A 15,631-nucleotide genomic window follows, 5' to 3' on the forward strand; every position below is an offset into this window, starting at 1 on the left:
GTTTCAATTATCAATCGGGGGCGTCGGATATCTCTATCGAAATTTATCGAGAAACTGCCAGTTTTACCATTTTTCCTTTTCCATCCAAAGTGACTCGGGCAAAATGTGGATGTATTCGATTATCACTATTTATGGCTTTACTGATAGACACAACCATCTTTCCTGAACGTGCCTGAGGTTTTCCTTTTAGATGAATTTCAGAGGTCGGGCAGGAATGGTTCTTCCCGTTACATTCGGTATGAATACGACTGTAGTGCATTTGAGCGCTGTTCAAACCTGGAAGGTAAGGCTCCACAACTTGTTTTATCTTTGCCATTGTCTCATCACCCATACGTTTTGGTAATTCATCTTCAAAATCTTTCGTACAAACAGGGCAAACTTCTGAAGTGAGTATTGAACGATGGATTGTTTTTATTCTACTGGAAACGTTGCGTACAATGGCAAATGGATTTCCGTACATTACAAATGAAATCAGGGTTTTTTGATCTTCCCCATCCAGGTAACCCTGACGTCTTTGCATCTCCTGAATAAAATCAAGGCGTGCTTGATAGAGAGCTTCAGCGGCAGCCATTCCAGCATCAAGGTGTTTCAAGAAATAATAACCCAGAAGATCTGCGCCAATTAATGGGGTGGTAACTGATCCATACGATGTGCACGTGGAGGCAATCACACAGGCGGACCCGGTAGCCAGGAATTTTAATGCTATGGAATTTTCCTCCCCTTTTCCAGAAATATGACCGCCGTAACAGGCCTCACTGTAAACAATCCCATTTTCCTGGGTAGACCGAGCCAGATCTTCAGGTTTTAGCGCAACAGGATAATCAGGCCCTGTTGTGGTAATGGCCATATCACGCTGTCCATACCATTCTCCTGAATCAACAAGTCCATGCAGATTGAAATAACTTACAGGTGCCATAACAGCCTGCATAGCCGGAACGGTATCAGCATCTAATGGAGGGGATGAAAGAATGGATGTAGATTTATTTATTTGCACAAAAACTTCTTGCGATGATCGTTTCCAAATTTCAGCCGTATATCCAAACATGCGTCCATTGCCAAATACCTGATATTGTCCTAACAGGCTGCGGAAACCATTGAGAAATGGGATTTGTGGAAGCCACATATTCAGGTTCCATTTTGTTTTTCGATTGACAATTGACTGGGCAATCCGACGAATCTGCTCCAGCAACAATCCAGCATCGGGACCTTTTCCTCCAGGTATACGTGATACCGGCCATTCAGGAACAAAATAATTAGAATCTCGTGTGGAATATGGACTATCAGATAGGACTTCATCATCCAGATCGTCTGTCGGATTTGGAAGTCTATGGAATGGAACCACTTCAGGTCCACCTACAATGAGCAATGATCCGATCATTTCGCCTTTTTTGGCAAATACTTTATCAAGGTCGGTTAGAAAAAGTTTGATTTTCCATGGATCGGCAGATCCTATTGGAGCCAACCCGGCTTTACCAGTACTTTCAGCATCATCTACATAAAATACACGGGCACTCCATTCAGGTAATCGTCCTATGGAAACTGAAAGACTCTTTAACTCCGTATCAATGACTGCCATCGTCTGTTTTCCGAATTGTTTTTCCAATCCTGCACGTATGGATAAAATCACCATTACTGGAAAACGATCATCGGATGAATACTTTCTGGCTTGATCCAGGTTTATGGCAACCTGGGCCAGCTCTTCCTTGACTTTTGAAATGGGAACGTCTTCAACAGATTCTGAAGTTTTTTCTCTTTTGATTAATGAAGATACAGTCGAGACTGCCTTCTGGGCAGCATCCAGCACAACCGAGGTATTAAGGTTTATTTTTACCGGTTTAAAAATTTGATCTTCTGGTTTCTTTTCCGGTTTTTCTACCGCAGGAATACCATTTTTCAATGCATTTTCATATAGTTGAGAATGCAGTTTTTGTGGTGTTGGTTTGCTTTGAGGTTTTATTGATGGACCAGCTTGTTTTTGTGCATTGACATTATTGGCTGGATATTCTGTTGGAGGAGGAACTGGCCTGGCAGGCCGTCTTATATCTGCGACGGGCCGCGGTGCCTGAGTCGTTTCCCCTGTACCAAGTTGATTCCATCCCATAGCCGCAGCAACAGAGGAAGGTATTGGAAGATTGAATTCAAAATCAGAAATCTCTGGCCAAAGAGATTTATACGGTGACTGTTTCCCCCAGATACGAGTCGGTACCATGCCACCGGCATCTTTAGCAGCGCAATCGTGCAATAGATTGACTGCTAATACTTCACTTCCCAGTTCCATCTGTGCTTCCGCCAGATATAAAGAAAATAAAACACAATCAGGCCAACGCTGTGAATAAAGACTGGAGAGATTGTGAACAGCCTGTGTATCTGACGTAGCTCTGGTTATTTCAAGGTGAAGAATGGCGCATAGAACATTATCACTGGCTATTCCCAGCACTTTTTGAAGGTATTTTTCAGCCGTGCTAACCTGTTGATTAATGAATGAAAGTCTAGCTGCACGTAAGTTTTGAACCCATTCTGGTTGCTGAGCTGCCAAAGGAATCTTTCCACCAAGAAGGTAGATATTTGTGAGCAAAGGTTCTCTTTCTGGAGAACCTTCTGGAAGACACTTTAAAAGAATTTCATATCCCTCACGATACTCGGGATCTATCTTGATCACTTTTTGAATGATCTCTGCTGCCTGATCCTTCTTTCCTTCATAAACCTGTGCAGCAGCCATGTATCCTTGGATCTGCAAATCTCCTGGATATAACCCCAACCAGGCCGCAGCTGCCTGCCGGACAAAACGCGGCTGCGGTATCTTTATTGCTTTATCCAGTAATTGGCAAAATTGTTCTCTTGATAGAGTTTTTGTTGCTGATGACAATTCCGATTTGGGATTCATGCGATAGTCTTAGCCTCCTGAGAGGTATGAACCAAATTTAGTGCCACTACAGCACCTAACTGACGGCGGATTGCGAGGTTTGAAGGATCAATTTCTACAGCTCTACGCAGCATATCTTCTGCTCTTGTGTAATCTTTTACTTCCCTATAGATTGCCGCTGCCCCTGTATAGGCACGAATATCACGAGGAGAGACTTGTATGGCCATCTGGAATGCTTCGAGGGCTTTTTCATATTCACGCTGGTCTTGATGGGTTTGAGCCAATTCAATTACGGCTTCGATATCCATATGAGATTGTTCCACAGCCTGACTGAAATGATGGGCTGCCTTATCCAATTGACCAGATTTGCGTAATATTTTTCCGACAAAGAGATTAAGGTCAGGTTGGTGTGGCAGAATTTTTAAGCTTTCGAGGGCCGTATGTTCGGCATTTTGCAGGTCACCCAATTCTGCCTGGACTTTAGCCAACATTCCTAAAATTTCACCATTGCGTGGATATTGAGAAGCCAACCCTTGTAAAAGGGGCAATACCTCTCGTGCACCTCTGAAGGAATGTACAATCTTGGCCTTTTCTACGAGTAAATCAACATTGGCGCCGATGGATGAGATCGCCTGTTCAATTGTTGCGATCGCCTCATTGGCTTTCCCGGCAATTCTTTGTGTCTGCGCAAGGAACAGATAAGCATCAAGACTCTGAGGATTAGCCTTCAGAGCACGTTTTGAGTAATCTATGGAATCATTCAAGTTTCCAAGATCACGAGAAATTTCACCACGAAGTAACAGTGCTTTTTCTGGCTTCACATTTAATTCAATAGCTTTTTCAATGCAATCAAGCGCATCCTGAATTTCTCCGGCTGCCCGGTAAGAAGACGCCAGAGAGAGTAATGAATCGGGATTTAACGGATCTAACTCAACAGCTTTAGAGAAAGCATGTATAGCTTGATGGTTCTGTTTTGTGTGAATGTAAAGTTTTCCTAATGCTTCCCAATTTTTAGATGATTCGGGAGCAAGAGTAAGCGCTTCTTCCATTTGGTAGGCAGCATTGTCATAATCTTTTTGGGCTGCTAATAAATTAGACAACCAGGCTCTCCAGGCAGGTTCGTCTCCATAAAATTGCATAGCTTCATTTAGATAATCTACTGCCAAACCCAATTCTGCACTAAGCTCGGCCAGTCTTGCCGATACTACATAATAAATTGGCGAAGGTTGGGTGGTTTCAATCATATGCTGACAAATGTCCAATCCGAGCCGAGGATTTATATTGGCATAAGCCAAAGCCATTTGCAGCATGATATTCGGTGTTTCTGATACCTTTTCTCCGAAAGCAATTGCATCCTCACCGCGGCCTGCGTAGCGTAAAGCCTGCAGGTAGGCAGCATGGTCATCACTATCTTTCAGATCTGCCATGTTTACCTTTTCCAGGCCAGCTTTTCCACCATAGAGCAACAATCCACGCTTTTGCCACCGACTGATATCAGAAGCCGTAGATTGTTTGGCGGCTGCAGAAATTTCTGTTTCGAATTTCTCCTGAGATACTGTTTCCAGAACATCGCTAGATGGAAGATGTTTTTGTAATCCAAGTTCTTTCCGTAGTAGAAGTTCTTCACCACAACGCACTAAAGTTCTGGCATAAGCCAGATGGGAAGCCGGTTCTAATGGATGACTGGCTACTATCTGTGAAGCAAGCTTGAGTGCCAGATCCCATCTCTCTACAGAAAGAGCAGCCTCTAAAGCCATAATTGATATGCCACTTAAAGATAAGTTTGGTTTGCTTTTTTTATTATTCAATAGATGCTGGACTACATGACTATCAATCTTGTCTGCCATGTCACTTTGTGATCCATGAGCAGCAGACAGTTGGATTTCAAGGTTTTCACTTACAAATCCTAATGGAGATAATCTTTTTATTTGTTGGTATATTGCTTCGGCCTCTTCGATCTTTTTTTCCGATATCAGCTTTCCAGCCTTTATTGATAGAAGTTCAGCCGCATTTTCTTGATCCTGAGTATCAACTTCCTCCGCATCAAGAAGCTGTTGTTGCTCGCCAGGAATTTCGGACAGAGTCTCTGCCCGATCAGACAATAACAAAGCTTCCGCCAATCGTGCCGCCTGCAAACGGAAATCAAGATTTTGAGGATCGATTTCTAATGCCTGTTCAGCATGAACAAGTGCACCAGTTAAATTCCCAATTTGATACATAAGATGCGAGAATCGGGCATGGATGTCTGCCACAGAAATTCCACGGTATTTTTTGTAGATTTGATTAACAGTATTCGTTTCATCTGTGCCATTTAGGCCGTTTTCATTTGACAACGCGATGGCTTTTTCAAGGCTTTCTAAAGATGATTGATGACGTCCCTGTTCTTCAAACAGATCTGCCTGCAAAAGCCAATTTTCTACAGAAAGTGGGTCTGAATTAATCGCTTTTTTGATGGATTCCTGAGCAGAAACAGAATCACCCATTGCCTTTTGCAGGCAGGCTAATTCAAATAGCCATTTGGGATTTATCACATCAGATTGTTGAATCGCACGGATAAGATTTTCACTAGCAGCAGAATAATCACCGAGGTTTATCTGGATATTCGCCGCTTGTGATAAATCCATTGAACTTACATTCGGGAGCGAATTTAATTCAAGTAATGCTTTTCGAACAACAGGTGGTTCACCGACTTCCATTGCCAGCGATGCCAGACTGATAATGCTCAGTGCATTTCCGCTTAAGCCATCTGATGCTCTCCGGATTGTCTTAATGGCGTCTTCTTTGTTCCCTGTCTCCAGCATGACCTGGGCATACCACACCAGATTATCCACATCATCCGGAGCCATTTCCACTGCGTGTTGTGCTGTTATTAAGGCTTCTTGAGGCAGATTGGCTTTCATATAAGCGGGAACAAGTAGATGCTGTAATGTTAGATTCTTCGGATTTGACATCGAAGCTTCATCCAGAACTGCCAGAGCTACTTCCGGTCTGTTCAACGCGAGCGCTGTACGACCAAGCCCGCCTTGTGCAATCCATTTGTTTTCATCTTGTTTTGAAGAAGAAATATCTACAGCTGTCTTGAACTCATTGAAGGCATCATCCAGGTTCCCCATAGCATATTGCAGAGCACCAAGGATTAGGTGTCCGCGTACAGAATCTGGTTTTTTAGTCAATAAAGAAGAAATGATCTGTGCCGTCTCAGCAAGATTTATGTTTGGACGAGATTTTCCTTCAACAACCAGGGAATCCAGTTTTGATTCCATTTGAGCAAGGCAAAGATTAACTGCGGCTTCTTCATCAGAAGCATCTTTTCGTACTACGACTTTCAGCGCATCGATGGATTTTTGATAATCCCCGGTTTCATTAAGTAGAATACCGTGTATTCGCGCGAGATAAGTTTCTTCCGGCCAGCGTTTTCGAATATTTCCAAGTAATTCGAGTGCCTCATCTTTATGTCCGAGTGTTAATAACGCATTGACCAACATCGTGGCAACTTCAAGGTTTTCCGGTTGTAAACTTGCCGCCAGGCGCAGATGAGGAAGTGCTTCTGAAGGTCGGCCGGTTTCCATACTCAACAGGGCTAATTCAAGGTTTATTTCAGAAGAATCAGGCAATGAAAATGATGCCGATCTTAGTGTTTCATACGCCTTTTGTAAATCACCGTTAGCCTTTTGGAACCGTGATAAAGCCAGCCAACCCTCGTTAAAATCAGGATTCAAAAGAACAGATTTCTGCAAATTTTCAAATGCAGTTTCTTTGTCGCCCAATTCCGCCGCTGATTGACCTAAATAGCAACAGGCGATTCCATTGAACGGATCTTTATCTACCACAGTCTTGCACATTTCCAATGATTCAGCGTATTTACCGGCTTGAAATGCAGCTTTTGCCAGATGAATTTGATCATCGGTTTGAGGTTCTTCCGATAACGCGAGAACTTTCTGCCATTCCCCCATCGCATTTTCATATTGCCCGTTGGTTTCATGCAGTCGAGCCAATAACCGCCGATTTGTCACATCATTTGGATTCAGCGATACAGCAAGAGCAAGAGATTTAGCCGCCTGTTCCGGTTTATCATTTCGTTTGAATAAATCACCTATCAGACCCAACAGACGAGCATTTGTAGGCTGAAACCGAAGGAACCATTCAGCTGCCATACCAGCTTCTTTTAGATAATTCAATGTAATTAATAGATCAATAAATTCTTCCGGCTGCCAGTTGACAAGAAATTTCGGGCTGTAGTCAGCTTTGGAATTACTGATAAATTGCATAAAAGCTTGAATAGCTGGGGCAGCCAATTCTCTGGCATGATCAATTTCACCTACAGCTGCCATTCGTGCAGCCTCACGTAATGTTTGAAAAGATTGTCCGAACTTGCCCGGAAATCCTTTTGCCCCTGATTTATTCATCCCGGCTGCTGCAGCCAATAATAATTCACCCTGTATTCCGGAAGAATGACTTATATCGTCCAAATTCGTTTCTTCTGGAATGGGACTGGTATTTTTTTCTGGAATTACTGACTCAATACCAGCCTGTTGCAGGCGTATGCCCGTATTCAAATATGAAAGAGTGTCCGCCGCAGAATTCAAATATCTGTTGGCTTCAATATGTTTGCCTGCAAGTTGATAGAGCGTCGCCGCCTGTTGAAGCCTTACTACTTTGGCGGCAACTTGAGGAAGGTCAAGTTCTGAAAGCTCTGTTGCCGCGAAGCCATTCAAAAAACCTGATGTAGTATTGGCAATAATCAATCGCGCAAGCTGTTCACTTAGTTTTATATCACCACGAAGGGCAAACGATTGCAGCCAATCAATCTGGTTTGAAAGATCAAGACTGATCATCAAACTTGACAAAAGGTTTATTTTTTCTTTCAACGTTGAAGGTGTAGATAATATGGAATGACTTACCAGATCTCTTCCAAGTTTTCCCCGTAGATTCAACAATTCGTCGTATAACGATTCTTCATCAGGGATCAGACCGGCGAGGATAGCTATAATTGTCTGCCATTGTGAAAGTAAATCAACATCTGATTGCGATGGATTTTGCATGATTTCATTTGAGAGATTATCCCAGCTTTTAATCAATTTCCGGCGTTCTCTTAAAGCCAGGGCACAATACCCTGCCTGTTGCAATGTCGCAGGTTTTTTCCCAGCCCGGCACACAATTTCGTATGTCTGGATAGATGTTTGGCGAGTATTTCCATCAAGTCCAACGCTCAGGTTTTTCAGATCTTCTGGTCTTGGTAAAGCCTCAGATATGCAAAAAATGGAGGCCGGAGTCCAATCAGAAAGATTTTGCTTTTCCGATGCTTTTAATTTAACAGCCAGGCTGGCTTCCTGAACTGCATTCCAAACCAATTCATCCTGCCGGAGAGCGGCTGTAACCACGGCAGCATCTTTTTCGCCAAATAACCGGTTGATTGTGGAAACCATATCAGCAGGTTGCATATTTTTCTCCGCGGAAATAATTAATCAACCAGGGTCAAGATACCCATGGCACATCCGATGGCAACTATCCCTACAATAATGAGAAAAATGCCAATCCCAGAGGTAGTTTTCACAAGATCGTTCACAGCACCAATCAAAGCCGTTGCATTACCGACCAGACCACTGATCTCCTCTGTCAGACCTTTCTGAGCCAGTGCTGTTGTCTGCCGGGCAATTGTTCGCAAATCTCCGCCAGCCACTTTGGCAACTAATACAAAAATACCAGATGCAATGGCGAAGATTCCAATTATGAAAAGAAAAACCGCCATTCCCATAAAAATGTCTGCGACAGAGAAGATTGACATAAAAAACCTCCTGAATTGCTTTCTCAGGAGGATGATGCAATTATTGTGCCACAGCTTTCTATAAGCTTTTCCGTATATCCATAGGAAGGTGATTGATATCCAAAACCGGATCATCACAGAACAGCATGGCACGTTCAATATCATGATTCAACTCACGAATATTCCCCGGCCAATCGTAAGCAATCAATGCCTGCATTGCTTTTGGAGTAATATCGGTGATATTTAATCCCTGACGGGCATTCTGCTCACGCATAAAAAATCCCACCAATTCTGGTATATCTTCCTTGCGTTCTCTTAAAGGTGGAAGGTCAAGATCAACCACTTTCAGGCGGTAATACAAGTCTTCGCGGAACTCTCCGTCTTTCATCATTTTGACCAGATCGCGGTTGGATGCAGATATTACCTGGATATCCACTTTGTTAGTGGTAGTTCCACCTACCCGGCGGATCGCTTTTTCTTCCACGGCGCGCAACAGTTTTGATTGGATTTCCAGCGGCATCTTGGATATCTCATCCAGAAATAGAACACCCCCATCGGCTATTTCCATCAGACCATGTTTGCGTGTATCTGCGCCTGTAAAAGCACCTTTTTCATAACCAAATAGTTCAGATTCCAGAACAGTTGGTTGGATGGCCGCACAATTAATGGCAACAAATTGCTTATTTGCCCGTGGTCCGGATTTATGAATAAACTGAGCAAGAACTTCTTTTCCTGTTCCTGTTTCGCCTGTGATGAGCACGGATACTGATGCCTGAGCTGCCCTTTGAGCATGCTCAATGACAGTCTTCATTTTTTCACTTTTTCCAACAATAAAGTCAATATTTTTTTGTTTCTGCCGCAAATATGCCAGCTCACGGCGCATGGAAACGATTTCCTGCGCCCGTTCAATCGATTGCTCTAATTGCTGCATTTTCACAGGTTTTGTAAGAAAATCATGTGCGCCATTTTTCATGGCATCTACAGCCGTTTCAATGTCTCCATAGCCTGTTATTACTATGATAGGTGGTCTGGCTGGCAATGAATCCACTTCATATAAAAGATTTGGGCCATAACCATCGGGCAATTGAACATCAAGAAGGATGACATCACCCACACCATTCATGATCAATTCGCGAGCTTCCTTCAAAGTTCCAGCACCGGTGACCTCATAACCTTTGGCTGAAAGATATTCGCCAATATTCCTTCTCGCGTTTTCTTCATCATCAACGATCAAAACATTTGTACCCATATCAGTCTCCGCTGCACGCTGGTAAATAAACGTGGAAGATGGTTCCCCCCGGGAACGATTTTACCGTGATATTGCCCTGATGGGCAGTGACAATTCGTTTTGTTATCGCCAATCCTAAACCTGTACCATGAGATTTTGTAGTCACAAATGGTTCAAAAATCCGTTCACGAATTTCATCAGGAATTCCAGGTCCGTTATCAGAAACAGTAATCTCCACCTGCGGTCGGTTGGGCAGACTGTGGTCTGGATTGACATGAATAGCCAATGTACCACCGTTTTGACTCATAGCATCAATAGCATTGGAAATCAGGTTAGTAAATACCTGTTCAAGAGCTCTTGGATCACCATTTATCTGTGGCACAGATTGAGACACAGAAAAAAACGGTTGTACATTGACACGGGCCAATCTTGGACGCCATCTATCAAGAATACGTTGAAGAAACATGATGATATCAATTTTCTCAAGACGTAATTCTTGCGGTTTGGAAAATGCCAGGATGGATTCCATTAGATGATCAAGACGTGTGCAATCACCCATCATCCGATCCAACACATCCACATTGACATCCTCTTTCGGCAAACGGGCGGAAATCAATTGCAGACCTGTGGAGATATTATTAATTGGATTTCGAACCTCGTGGGCAAAAATGGCGGTAAATTCTCCCAACAATGCCCTCTGCTCCAATTGTTGACTCCGCAATCTAATCTGTTCATGTTCACTGATATCCCGAATAAACATAACGATTCCCAACAGCTCTTTTTCCTTCATAACCGGAACAACCTGGATGTGCGCTGGGAAAGACTGTCCATTACGGCGATGAACGTACACATTTCCCATATTATGTGTGGGAATACCCTGACAGCAAGATTCCAATACCGTCATCATTCTGTCAGGTCCAATTACAACATTGGAAACAGGTTGGTTTTTTACTTCCCATGCAGCATACTGAAGCATCCATTCTGCTGCTGGATTAATTTCAACAATATGTAAATCAGGTGATATGAATAAAATACCTTCCTGAGTATGCTCAAATACAGTTCCCCGAATATCTGACGTCAATTTCTGTATTTGCACTTCTTTTCTCAGGTTATCAATCAAAATGAAATGTTGTAATGCTGCCGTCAAATGGGCGGAAAGAACCTGCATTATGTTTTCCAATCGCTCTGCCGGTTGTCCATCCTGGTCACCAACTACTAACAATCCAAACATGGCATTTCTTTGACCTAGTGGAATGGTAGAGACAAAATTAAGGTTGGCAACCAGGGCAGCCCGCTGTACTTCAGCAATCACTTTCTTGCCAGGTATCCACATTGTTGGTGATGCCAATTGCACCAAATCGCTTGACGGCAGTATTTCTGGAAAAACTTCTGATTGTTTATTAAAAGAAATTCGGATTAAACGCGGTTGTTGGCTGTCTGCCTTATAAATACAGATGTTTTTTGCCCGTGTCATTAATCGGGCAATCTCAAAACCTTTAATTAAGGATTTTTCGAGATTCGGTTCCTCTCTAATCGTTGCCAGATCCATCAATCCTGTGTAAAGATCTGTTTGCCAAACACCTTGAGATTCTGCATGCTTGGCCTCAGGTACCATTGTTAATAATCCCCAGGTATGTTCAGAATTCAAAAGGGTACCTTGGACTATAACTGGGATGGAATTACGCTTTCGACGTGACAGGTTGGCGATTAAGGGTTCCCCAGAAATGAAAAATTCCTGCGAAAAATCAGGCAGTACATCTACAATAGATAATCCGGCCAACTCGATTTGAGAATAAGCCGTTAATTGAATGAAAGCCGGGTTTGATTGATAGATAAAAAGGGTTCTTAAATCCAAAACTACGGCCGCATCCGTAAAAGCATTCAATAAGAATGAAAATTCTTGAACACCTGGAATTTTCGGTCGATTTATTGGTGGGGTTGAAAGGTTATTCGTGCTGGTTTCGCTCATCAAACTCCGGGCGTTGGTCTCCTTAAATGCGCAGGTAAAATCCCTTCCATGGCACGATATTTGGCTACTGTACGACGAGCCACTTGATAACCCTGTTCAGATAACAAACCGGCGATTTCGGTATCGCTCAATGACCGTCCCTCTTTCTCAATGATCTCTTTAAGCACTTTGCGGACATTCAGCGATCGGTCAAAGAACATGGCCAGGGGAACAATCCGTCCGTTCGGTAATTGGACAGCTTTATTTGCCACAGCCCGAGAGATAGTTGATTCATGCACACCTAATTCCACAGATAGTTGAGCCCGTGTAACAGGTTTCAAATATTTCTCTCCCCGGCAAATAAATGTTCGCTGTAGAGAAGCAACTCGCTGCATCAATCGTGTTATGGTATGGTTTCTCTGCTGCAAGCATTTCACAAATAACGAGGCACGTTCCAGATCATTTTTCCAATCATCTTTTTTATCTTGATTGGCTTCATGAATGGCAGAACGAAACATCGGATTTACACGCAACGTTCCATTCAGCGGCATAATAATTTCGATAACAAGCGGTTTGGCCGGGTCATCATTCAAGTATGAGATTAATATATCTGGCCGATGATAAACCTGTGGAGGTGTTTCTGTTGATTGCCGAACATCACCCCAGTGAGAGCGTGCTGGATACGGATTCAGATTTTCACTTATGAATGCCACCGTCTGATGTACTGTCCGCAAACTTACCTTGAACGCTCTCGCCAATTCGGCATATTGATGCCGTGATAGGAGATTCATTTCTTTTTCAATCATTGGCCGGGCAAGCGCAGGAATATCATGGGCCTCACCCAACATATCCAGCTGAACCAGAAGCGCTTCTTGTGGTGAACGCGAACCAACTCCATAAGGTTCTGCGTGTTGAATTTTCTTTTGAATGGCTTCCACCTTCGCCAGGGGAACATGAAAGTATCGAGCAATTTCAAGTAGTTCTATTGATATAAGTCCATCATCATCCAGATGGGTTAAGAAATAAGCCGCTATTGCCCGTTCAGACGGATCCAATTCTGAAGCAATTTGACGGAGAACAAACGTAGGAAGATCTTCTACTGTGGATGAATAATTGTCTTCCGGCATATCTTCAGTGCTGGTTCCCGAGCTAAAATTAAAATCTTCTCTGGGAGAAACGAATACAATGGGTTCTTCTACCGCATCTGATTTCGGAGAGCTGCAAGTCGGGCATGCTCCCTGAGGCGGCAAAAGTCTATGACATGTAGGGCACCGGCGTTCTTCAATTAATTCAAGCGCAGGATTTGAAGCAAGTTCAGATTCAATTTGTTCGCGAAGTTCATCTGCCGTCAGGCTCAATAATGTCATTGTTTGAGCCAGATGAGCGGTCGTTAATGGTCGAAGAGATTGTTGGTGAGTTTGAAACATAGCATCCCTAACCTTCCGATCAGTATATCCTTATATTGTTATATATGCAAGTTTTGTGCCAGTAACTTTCAGGTACAATCATAAATATAGGATTGAATATATATCAATGAATGAACTGATCATTGTTGGCGGTGGTTTGGCTGGTTGCGAAGCGGCATATCAGGCCTTAAAACGAGGAGTCTCTGTCAAACTATACGAAATGCGGCCTTTGACATCCACGTCAGCCCACATAACAGGGAATCTTGCAGAACTGGTATGCTCAAATTCCCTGGGTTCCCTGCTTCCAGACCGTGCGTCAGGATTATTGATGCATGAATTGGAAAAATTGGACTCACTATTACTTCGAATTTCCAGAGCTACAGCGGTTCCGTCTGGAAGTTCATTATCAGTAGACCGGAATACTTTTTCACACAAGGTGGAACAAGAGCTTGGTAAATTTCCAAACTTTCACCTTATCCGGTATGAGATAAAAACCCTGCCTGATAGTCCGACAATTCTTGCTTCTGGTCCCCTTACTTCTCCTTCATTGGCAGAAGCTGTCGCAAAATTTACCGGTCAAAATAACCTGTTTTTTTATGATGCAGTTGCGCCCATCATTTTTCGAGATTCCATAGATTTTTCCATCGCCTTTTCAGCATCACGATTTGCAGCTGAAAAAGGTCAGACGGCAGACTATATCAATTGTCCTATGTCCAGAGACGAATTTGATGCATTTGTTTCAGCCCTGGTGACCGCAGATCGGATACCTCTAAAAATCGATGAGAAAAATATAGTTGACGGAGTGAATGCCGGGAAAAGCAAGTTTTTTGAAGGCTGCCTTCCTATTGAAATAATGGCTGAACGGGGCCAAAAAGCCCTGACCTTTGGACCAATGCGCCCTATTGGATTGATGGACCCACGTACAAACCAGAGACCTTACGCTGTGGCGCAGTTACGCCAGGATGATTTATCTGGATCGCTATACAACATGGTAGGGTTTCAAACCAATCTTACCTATCCAGAACAAAAACGTGTTTTTCGCATGATTCCCGGATTAAAACATGCAGAATTTATTCGATTGGGGCAAATGCATCGGAATACATTCATTGCATCACCTACAGTTTTATTCCCAACCATGCAATCCAAAATACGCCCTGATGTTTTTTTTGCCGGGCAAATAACTGGTATTGAAGGTTATCTGGGCAATATTTCCTCCGGATTGCTGGCAGGAATCAATGCCGTCAATTTTTTAAGGAATTCTGATCTGCTTGTATTTCCTCCAACTACCATGATAGGTGCACTTTGCCGATATATTACAGAAAGTTCACCAGATCATTTTCAACCGATAAAAGCAAATTTCGGCCTTCTTCCAGAAATAAAAAACAGATATGTTGGCCGCCTTGAAAGAACCACCCAGTATGTTGAAAATGCTTCATTAGCGATGGATACTTATCTTCAAGAAGTTGGAGATCAATTACGATAGATTATGGAAAAATCAATTCATACAGTATTAAAATCGGTTCTCCTTCTTTCCACATGTTTACTTGTTTTCGTAGCCATTATTTTTAATCCGTTTGGGAGAACTTCATTCCAATCTTTCCAGGCATTTTCTTATCTCACCAAAATGCAAGGCTTTGGTCCGCGTATTCCTGGTTCAACCGCCCATGAAAATGCACAGAATTACATAATAAATACCCTTCGACAAAACGGTTGGACAGTGGAACTTCAGTCTGGTCAGATGTCTGGTTTACCGTATCACAACATACTGGCATGGAAAGGGAAAAAACAAATTTCCATTCTCCTGGGTTCTCACTATGATTCGCGCATGAAAGCAGATCATGACAAAGACGAAGATTTTCAGGACTTCCCGGTTCCAGGTTCAAACGATGGAGGATCAAGTACGGCTGTTTTACTGGAGCTTTCCCGAATTCTTCCTGAAAAATCAACGAAGAATATTGGATTTGTTTTCTTTGATCTGGAAGATCAGGGCGATTTGAATGGTTATGAATGGATTCTTGGAAGCCGTGAATTTATTAAGAACAATAGATTCAGACCTGAAAAGATGATTTTATTGGATATGGTGGGAGGTTACAACCAAACTATTCAACCACCGTCAAATTCTGATGAGGAAATATACGAATCTATATTCAACTCTGCCAAAAATCTCGGCTACGAGAATTTCTTTCTGACACAGGGAACAGGTGGCATCCTTGATGATCATGTCCCATTTTTAGATGCAGGTATACCATCAGTTGATTTAATTGATATTATTGATCCAGGCTGGCATACCGCTCATGACGATCTAGAAAATGTAAACCTGATCAGCCTTCAGAGGATAGGTGATACTCTCTATGATTGGCTGCTCTGTCAATAATAAGAAAGTGGCTATTGACAGATTGGATTCAATTTTATAGAATATTTG

Annotated in this window: 8 protein-coding genes; 2 read left to right on the forward strand and 6 right to left on the reverse strand. The window is 42.8% G+C overall.

The window, feature by feature from the left end:
- Positions 1-43: 43 nt before the first annotated feature.
- Genes LTAR_RS14930 through LTAR_RS14955 form a run of 6 tightly spaced genes read right to left on the reverse strand, consistent with a single transcriptional unit; the run spans position 44 to position 13,230 of the window.
- Entirely contained in the window at positions 44-2,884 is a 2,841-nt protein-coding gene (locus LTAR_RS14930; protein ID WP_062423077.1) for a C25 family cysteine peptidase, read from the reverse strand.
- Positions 2,881-8,304, reverse strand: coding sequence for a tetratricopeptide repeat protein (locus LTAR_RS14935; RefSeq protein ID WP_062423078.1), 5,424 nt, complete (start codon positions 8,302-8,304; stop codon positions 2,881-2,883). The genes LTAR_RS14930 and LTAR_RS14935 overlap by 4 nt, the downstream gene beginning before the upstream one ends.
- A 20-nt stretch (positions 8,305-8,324) precedes the next feature.
- Positions 8,325-8,648, reverse strand: coding sequence for a hypothetical protein (locus LTAR_RS14940; RefSeq protein ID WP_062423079.1), 324 nt, complete (start codon positions 8,646-8,648; stop codon positions 8,325-8,327).
- Positions 8,649-8,706: 58 nt separating this feature from the next.
- Positions 8,707-9,876: a sigma-54-dependent transcriptional regulator gene (locus LTAR_RS14945; protein WP_062423080.1), complete on the reverse strand. Its 1,170-nt coding sequence runs from the start codon at positions 9,874-9,876 to the stop codon at positions 8,707-8,709.
- A 1-nt stretch (position 9,877) separates the two neighbouring features.
- The gene (locus tag LTAR_RS14950) at positions 9,878-11,824 is read right to left on the reverse strand and encodes an ATP-binding protein (protein ID WP_062423081.1); all 1,947 of its coding nucleotides are present in this window, start codon (positions 11,822-11,824) and stop codon (positions 9,878-9,880) included.
- Entirely contained in the window at positions 11,824-13,230 is a 1,407-nt protein-coding gene (locus tag LTAR_RS14955) for an RNA polymerase factor sigma-54 (protein WP_062423082.1), read from the reverse strand. Before LTAR_RS14955 ends, LTAR_RS14950 begins: the two co-directional genes overlap by 1 nt.
- Positions 13,231-13,336: 106 nt before the next feature.
- On the opposite strand from LTAR_RS14955, the gene trmFO reads away from it, so the two are divergent.
- Together trmFO and LTAR_RS14965 are read left to right on the forward strand one after the other, a co-directional pair.
- Positions 13,337-14,692 carry a methylenetetrahydrofolate--tRNA-(uracil(54)-C(5))-methyltransferase (FADH(2)-oxidizing) TrmFO gene (gene trmFO / locus LTAR_RS14960; RefSeq protein ID WP_062423083.1) on the forward strand — a complete coding sequence of 452 codons (1,356 nt, stop codon included), beginning with the start codon at positions 13,337-13,339 and terminating at the stop codon, positions 14,690-14,692.
- Positions 14,693-14,695: 3 nt separating this feature from the next.
- Positions 14,696-15,583: a M28 family peptidase gene (locus tag LTAR_RS14965; RefSeq protein WP_062423084.1), complete on the forward strand. Its 888-nt coding sequence runs from the start codon at positions 14,696-14,698 to the stop codon at positions 15,581-15,583.
- Positions 15,584-15,631 lie beyond the last annotated feature (48 nt).

Source organism: Leptolinea tardivitalis (genome assembly GCF_001050275.1).
GTDB lineage: Bacteria > Chloroflexota > Anaerolineae > Anaerolineales > Anaerolineaceae > Leptolinea > Leptolinea tardivitalis.